General features: G+C 44.7%; 5 protein-coding genes. 3 read left to right on the forward strand and 2 right to left on the reverse strand.

Annotated features, from left to right (window positions below; all coding sequences use genetic code 11):
• Positions 1-120 precede the first annotated feature (120 nt).
• The 3 genes from B9J84_RS02340 (at position 121) to B9J84_RS02350 (ending at position 4,195) form a co-directional block, all read left to right on the forward strand.
• The gene (locus B9J84_RS02340; protein WP_094123449.1) at positions 121-1,311 is read left to right on the forward strand and encodes an amino acid aminotransferase; all 1,191 of its coding nucleotides are present in this window, start codon (positions 121-123) and stop codon (positions 1,309-1,311) included.
• 269 nt (positions 1,312-1,580) lie between these two features.
• Positions 1,581-3,470 (forward strand): putative nucleotidyltransferase substrate binding domain-containing protein, encoded by a 1,890-nt coding sequence (locus B9J84_RS02345; RefSeq protein WP_013856754.1) that lies wholly within the window; start codon positions 1,581-1,583, stop codon positions 3,468-3,470.
• Between the two features lie 5 nt (positions 3,471-3,475).
• Entirely contained in the window at positions 3,476-4,195 is a 720-nt protein-coding gene (locus B9J84_RS02350) for a 3'-5' exonuclease (protein WP_202599105.1), read from the forward strand.
• Positions 4,196-4,319: 124 nt separating this feature from the next.
• Here B9J84_RS02350 and B9J84_RS02355 read toward each other — a convergent pair whose 3' ends face one another.
• Entirely contained in the window at positions 4,320-6,203 is a 1,884-nt protein-coding gene (locus B9J84_RS02355; RefSeq protein WP_017044777.1) for a methyl-accepting chemotaxis protein, read from the reverse strand.
• Positions 6,204-6,401: 198 nt separating this feature from the next.
• Positions 6,402-7,959, reverse strand: a 1,558-nt coding sequence (locus B9J84_RS02360) for a BCCT family transporter (protein ID WP_094123450.1), incomplete at its 5' end; no start/stop codon positions are given.

A 7,959-nucleotide genomic window follows, 5' to 3' on the forward strand; every position in this document is an offset into this window, starting at 1 on the left:
CAACACAAATTATTTTCAGTTTTTCTGTTTTGTGTGTTGTAACGGATATTTCATAAAGGTATAAATACCTTAATTTTATGTTTCTAAAATCCCTTCTAACACTTTACATGGATGATGATTATGTTTGAAAAAGTTGTCGCAGCTCCGGCTGACCCTATTCTTGGTTTAACCGAAGAGTTTAAAAAAGATCCTCGCACTGAAAAAATTAACCTCGGTGTTGGTATCTACAAAAATGAAGCAGGTGAAACACCTGTTCTTGCGACAGTAAAGAAAGCGGAAGCGGCGTTGCTTGAGTCTGAAAAGACCAAATCTTATCTCACCATTGAAGGTACTGCTGAATATGGGCTCGCGGTACAAAAACTCCTGTTTGGCGATGAATCTGAAATTGTGACGCAAAAGCTCGCAAAAACGGCGCAAGCGCCGGGTGGCACTGGTGCACTGCGTGTAGCAGGTGAATTTATTAAGCGTCAAATCGGCGACGTGAAAGTGTGGATCAGCAACCCAACATGGGCAAACCATCACGGTGTTTTTAATGCGGCTGGTTTAGAAACCACGCAGTATTCGTACTACAATGCCGAAACGAAAGATAAAGATTTCGCAGCGATGCTTACCGATCTTGAGCAAGCTCAAACGGGTGATATTGTTCTTCTACACGGGTGCTGCCACAACCCAACTGGCATTGATCCAACCGATAAAGAGTGGGAAACGTTAGCAAAATTAGTCGCTGATAAAGGGCTTCTTCCTCTGTTTGACTTTGCTTATCAAGGTTTTGCGAAAGGTGTTGAAGAAGACGCACAAGGCCTACGTACTTTTGCGAAATACAATAAAGAGATCTTAGTGGCGAGCTCATTCTCTAAAAACTTCGGTTTGTACAATGAGCGCGTGGGTGCGTTTACCATCGTTGCTGGCTCAACAGATGTTGCTGAAACAGCTTTCTCACAAATCAAAGCGATCATTCGTTCCATTTATTCAAACCCACCAGCGCACGGTGCTGCGGTCGTTACTTATATCCTCAACAACGCCGAACTGCGCGCAGAATGGGAAAACGAAGTGACGGAAATGCGTGAACGTATTCAAGAGATGCGTGAACTGTTTGTTACCACCCTAAAAGCCGAAGGTGTGAAGGCTGATTTTAGCTTTATTGAACGTCAAAATGGCATGTTCTCTTTTTCTGGTTTGAACAAGGAACAAGTTGCTCGTCTGAAAGATGAATTGGCAATTTACATCGTCGGTTCCGGCCGTATCAGTGTGGCAGGCATGACAAAATCGAATATGGGCCCACTGTGCAAAGGTATTGCAGCGGTTCTATAATCGATAATGATAAGAAATAGACAACAATAGCCGCCACTTGTCGGCTATTTTTTTATCTTCAATTCACTGAAATGGCACTTGATTCACATCGAAGCGCGTACACTTTCCCCTCTTGCCTGCAAAGCACGTTCTTTTCATGTACTATAACTCTCTGAATCCTATGTCCAATGCCACCGATGTAACCGGATCCCTTTGACAAGTTACATCGTTTAGCTGGCTCACGACGTCAGAATCCCACAATATGAACTCCGAAACCCAAGGAAGCCTCCATGGAAGCAGAATTAATTGAAATCAAGAACTTCCTTGCTCAGTATCCACCGTTCAATGAACTACCTGAAGAAACACTGATCGAAGTGACGCAGAGCGTAGAAATCTCCTATTTTCGACAAGGTACACCCATCATTCATTTTGGTGATCATATCCAGGACTTGTATTTGATCCGCAGCGGCGTCGTCGAGGTGTACCGTCGCAAAGGCGAATTATACAACCGCCTAACCGAAGGCGGTTTATTTGGTCAAATGGGGCTATTGACCAATAACCGTGTTCGTTTTCCGGTCACAGCGATTGAAGATACGCTGGTTTATTGTATTCCAGAGGCAAGGTTTCAGGATTTATATGACAACTATGATTCCTTTGCTGATTTCGTTGAAGTGCAAGATAACGCGCGCCTTCGCCAAGCCGTACTGAGTAAAACAGAGCAGAATGATCTCACCACCTCGAAAGTACGAACCTTACTCAGCCGAGAAGCCCCTTTCGTTTACAAAACAGAAACCATTCAACATGCGGCGATCAAGATGGCGGAAGAGAGTATCTCTTCACTGCTGGTGATTGACCCTGATATTTTGCAAGAGAGTGACGACGATAACAGCCCGGTAATCGGCATCCTGACTGACCGAGATCTCTGCACGCGTGTATTAGCCGTTGGCATCGATCCTAATCACCTCGTCACGGAAGTGATGACAACGGAGGTTATCTCATTAGATCATAATGCTTATGTCTATGAGGCCATGCTGAAAATGCTTCGGTACAATGTTCATCATCTTCCTATACTCAAAGAAAAAAAGCCGATCGGTATCATTGAAGCGACCGACATTGTTCGCTACGAATCACAAAACTCATTGCTGCTCGTCAGTCGCATCTTCCAGCAACAAAGCGTTGAAGAGTTAGCCACACTGTCGCACCAAGTCAAAGACAGTTTTGTTCGTTTAGTCAATGAAGATGCAAACTCACATATGATCGGCACGGCGATGTCAGTGATTGGCCGTAGCTTTAAACAAAGAATCATTGAACTTGCCGAAGAATTACTAGGCTCGCCGCCTATTCCATACTGCTTTTTAGCCTTGGGTTCTATGGGCCGTGATGAACAGTTAATTGTCACGGACCAAGATAACGCTTTAATTTTGGACGATAGCTATGAAGAAACACAGCATGGTGCTTATTTCGAAGCGTTCGCCAAATTTGTCTGCGACAGCTTAGATCAATGCGGTTACAGCTACTGTACGGGGGACATTATGGCCAGCAACCCGATGTGGCGTATGACTCGTAAAGAATGGGAAGCCTGCTTTGCCGATTGGATAGATAACCCTAACCCTAAAGCGCTATTGAATGCATCCATCTTTTTTGACTTATACGGAGTGTGTGGCAGGACCAAATGGGCAGAACAACTGAATGGGTTTATTGTCCGTCGAGCACGCAAAAATAATCGATTTCTTGCATGCCTTGCACGAAATGCACTGAACCGCACGCCACCATTGGGGTTTTTCAAAGACTTTGTGATGGAAAAAGATGGACGACACAATAACACCATCAATTTAAAACGTCGCGGCACGGCACCGTTAGCGGATTTAATCCGTGTGCATGCATTGGCTGTCGGTTCACGTTCTACCAACTCGTTTGAACGTTTAGATGACATCATTGAAGCCGGAATTCTACCCAAAGGACGGGCGCAAGATCTGCGTGATGCAATGGAGTTTATCGCTATGGTACGCATTCGCCACCAAGCGGCTGACGTTGAACAAGAAATAGAGCCAGATAACAATATCGAGCCAGAAAACCTATCTGATTTTGAAAGACGTAACTTAAAAGATGCGTTTCAAATCCTAAGCAATGCGCAAAATTTCTTGAAATTCCGTTATCAAGCCAGCAATAACTTTAAGTGAGAGTGATGATTAAACAATGGTTTCAAAAACCGAGCATCGATTGGGTAGCAAAATATGCCAATAAGCAGTCGTTGGTTAACCATCCGTTACTCAAAGATTTTTATTCAAGGCCGATTGCTAAGGGTTGCACGCCAATCGATGAAATAGAGTTTGTCGCTTTAGATTTGGAAACAACGGGTTTAAGTGCGCAGCATGATGACATTATCACCATTGGCTTGGTGCCTTTTACCTTAAACCGTATCTATCTAAACCGCTCTAAACATTGGATAGTTCGGCCACGCCAAGCGTTAAAAGAGGATTCGGTGGTTATCCATGGCATCACACACAACGATATTTTAGATGCGCCAGATTTGGCAGAAGTGCAGGAGTCGATACTGAAGGCCTTATCTGGAAAAATTGTTGTGGTTCATTACCGTCATATTGAACGTAGCTTTCTCAATCAAGCATTAAAAGTGCGATTAGGTGAAGGTATTGAGTTCCCTGTGATCGATACTTTGCAATTGGAAACGGAAATTCAACAACGGTTACATGGAGGTTTATGGAACCAGTTAAAAGGGCAAAAACCACAATCAGTGCGTTTAGGGCAAGCGCGAGCGCGTTATGGGCTACCAGCGTACACCCCACACCACGCTTTAGTTGATGCTATTGCCACCGCGGAATTATTCCAAGCACAAATCGCTCATCATTTTGATCGGCAGCAAAGTGTCCGAACGTTGTGGTTATAACTTTTTGATTATCCTTTCAAGGGATTCTTTCAAGGTTTAGTACCGTGATCGACACGAGCAAAAAAAGAGGAACCCATGTTAGGTTCCTCTTTTTTAATCACATCTCGGCTTTTACGCTTAGAACTTACAGCTTAAAGCGACGAATTTCATTTTCTAACTGATGCGAAAGCTCAGAAAGTTGTGATGCTTGTGCTGCTGCTTCATGCGCTTCTTGTGCAAGATCGTTAGAAACATCGCGGATCCCTTCCGTGTTGCGAGTAATTTCCGACGTCACAGAAGCTTGCTCTTCAGCGGCCGAGGCAATTTGCGTCGCCATGTCACTGATGCGCTCAACTGAATTATGAATTTGCATCAAACTTGCTGCAGCGGCGTTCGCATCATCTACGCTGGTTCCAGCAAGCATACGGCTATCACCCATAATGCCAACCGCTTTACCCGTCGTTGATTGCAACGTTTCGATCATCTGCTGAATTTCTTTTGTCGAAGCATGTGTACGTTGGCTAAGCACACGAACTTCATCGGCAACCACGGCAAAGCCACGACCTTGCTCACCAGCACGTGCAGCTTCAATCGCCGCATTCAATGCTAGCAGGTTAGTTTGCTCTGCTATGTTTTGAATAGTCGCCAGAATCGTATTGATATGTTTACCGTGTGCTTCCAGCTCAAGGATAACATCAGTGGCCACTTGAACTTCTTGAGCCAGATTTTGAATCGAACCTTGTGTTTGTGAAACTTGATTCGAACCATGTACGCAAGCCGTTACCGCTTCGCCAGAGTTTTGAGCGGTATGATCCGCGTTACCGGCAATCTCTTGTGTAGCTGCGGCCATTTCATTGATGGCCGTAGCCACCATATTAATTTCATCTTGTTGTAAACGGATACGCGCACTACGCTCTTTGGCTTGAGCGGCCGTCTGTTTTGACTGTTCAGACAACGCAGCAGAAACAAAGCTGAGTTTAGAAACCATAGTGTGCATGTTACCGACAAAGGTATTGAAGTTTTGTGCTAATTGCCCAACTTCATCATCGCTTCTTGGTTCAAGACGTTGAGTTAAATCACCGTCTCCGGAAGCAATTTCCTCTAAGGCTTTGGATACTCGGCTAAGATCTCTAAACAAAAAGCTCACTAACCAAGAGACGATTACAATCACAGCAATAGTAATCACAAGTGCAGTCACAATTAGGTCAATGAGCAAGGATGTATGCGCTGCTTCTTCCGTTGCACGATCCATTTGGATAGCAAAAATCCAATCGGTTTGCGGTACTTTGGCGAAGTAAAATAGCTTATCAACACCTTGTAATGACGTGTCTTCAACGGTACCTGAAGCCACTGCTTGCTCTATCATGTTCATCGTCAACGTCTTCGACAATGACGACACTGGTTTTAATAAGAAATTCTTATCTGGATGCGCTAAAAAGGTTCCATCTTGCGCATCAATTAACATCGCGTAGGCGTTTTTGCCCGCATCTAAACTGATGACATCTTGGATGAGCTGATCGATTAACACATCGGCACCAACGACGCCGACAAATTGCCCATTGCGACGCACTGGCTCTGCAATTGTCACCAACAGTGCATTGGTGATCGCGTCTTTATAAGCGGTGGTGATAATTTGCTTATTCGCTGAAACGGCATCTTTATACCAAGGGCGTTGGCGAGGATCATAGTCAGCACGGTTACGCTCAGGGTGTGAACGATACATCTCACCTTGCGGTGTACCAAAAAAAATATCATCAAAGCCACCCGCTTTGCGAGCTTGCTGTAAGAAAGGGACGACATCATCTTGAGCGGTGTAGTCATTAAAAGCGGTTGAGATCTCTTTACGGACCACAATCCAGTCCGAAATACCTTTCGCAGCGGCAGCTGACAAGCTTTCTGCCCGCGAATATACGCCATTTCGAGTTTGTTCAAAGAGTTGATCAGCGGCTAGCCAAGTCAACGCGCTCGCCATAACGACGACGGCAGAAAGACTGGCACCGATTAGCTTTTGCTTTAAGGTTAATTTCATTGGTTTGCAGAATGTTAGATACAGGAACGGAGGCGAATATTAACCAGATTTAATACAAGATGCACGAAATATATGTCGAATTCTGACACAAGATAACCATTTGCTTTTCTTAGTATTTTAGTCAAACAATCTAATGACGATCGTCAAAAAAACATCAAAAAAGGCGACTTTCGTCGCCTTTTTAAATTAATGTCGAAATTAACGTTTCAAGAGCTCGGTTCGCATTCCCAATAATAGGCTCACACACATCAATAGTAAGACGATGGTAAATGGCAGCGCTGTTGATATTGCCGCAGCCTGCAACGCTTCAATAGCATTGGTGCCACCAATCCATAACAAGGCTACGGCAATAGCACCTTCCATCAACGCCCAGAAAATACGCTGTAAGACAGGGGCATCCACTTTGCCTCCAGCAGTAATACTATCAATGACCAGTGACCCTGAATCTGATGAGGTGATAAAAAATACCAACACTAACACAACCGCAATCACTGAAAGTAACGTGCCATAAGGCAGTGCATCAAACATTTGGAACATCGCCAGTGGCACTTCGGTCAAACCATTCGCGCCTAATTGACCAACATTGTTGATGACTTGATCAATCGCCAAACCACCAAATACAGACATCCAGATCAAAGTAACAGCAGTAGGTACTAATAATACGGCGGTGAGGAACTCGCGGATAGTACGACCTTTTGATACTCGCGCAATGAACATTCCAACAAATGGTGACCATGAAATCCACCAAGCCCAATAGAACACTGTCCAACCTTGGAACCAAGCCTCATCAGTTCGACCGTGCGGGTTACTGAGTGGGATGATATTTTCAATATACGCCATTAATGTGGTTGGAATGGATGAAAAGGTTACGGTATAGCCAATCAGTGCAACCAAAATCAGCAGCAAGAACGCAACGATCATATTGATGTTACTGATGACTTTGACACCACCATCAATACCACGCACCACGGAGACCACTGCCAATAAAGTAACGACGGTAATCACGACAATTTGTAAGCCCATTCCGGCATCAATGCCAAACACATGATGAATACCACTAGCCGCTTGTTGAGCCCCCAGCCCTAATGACGTTGCTAAGCCAAACAATGTTGCTAATACAGCCAGAATATCAATGATGTGCCCTGCCCAGCCCCAAGCGCGATCGCCAAGTAACGGGTAAAAAATAGAGCGAATAGAAAGCGGAAGCCCTTTATTGTAAGTAAAGAACGCAAGGGAAAGCGCTACCACACCGTAAATAGCCCAAGGGTGTAAACCCCAATGGTACATGGTTGCACCTAATGCTAGTTTAGCCGCTTCGGGTGTGTTAGCTGCAACACCTAAGGGTGTCTCATACCAACCGGTAAAATACGCCACAGGTTCAGCGACACTCCAGAACATGAGACCAATACCCATCCCTGCGGCAAACAGCATAGAGAGCCAAGAAATAAAAGAGTAGTCTGCTGTCGCCTCTTGGCCACCTAAACGTATTTTACCAAAGGGAGAAACAATCAAGCCTAAGCAAAACAGCACAAAAAGATTACCCGACCAAATAAACAGCCAGTCAAAAGTGCCAATAATTTTCCATTTAACGCCATCAAGCACGCTCTTCGCAACCTCAGGATCAACGACTAAAGCGGCGACTAAAAATAGCGCAATAAATCCGGCGCTAAAGCCAAACACTGGGTTATGAACATCAAACCCCCACTTTTGCACGTTATCTTGCCCGACAGTGTAGTCAGTACTGTCGATACTGTAC

This window comes from Vibrio sp. V03_P4A6T147, from assembly GCF_002241085.1.
Lineage (GTDB): Bacteria > Pseudomonadota > Gammaproteobacteria > Enterobacterales > Vibrionaceae > Vibrio > Vibrio anguillarum.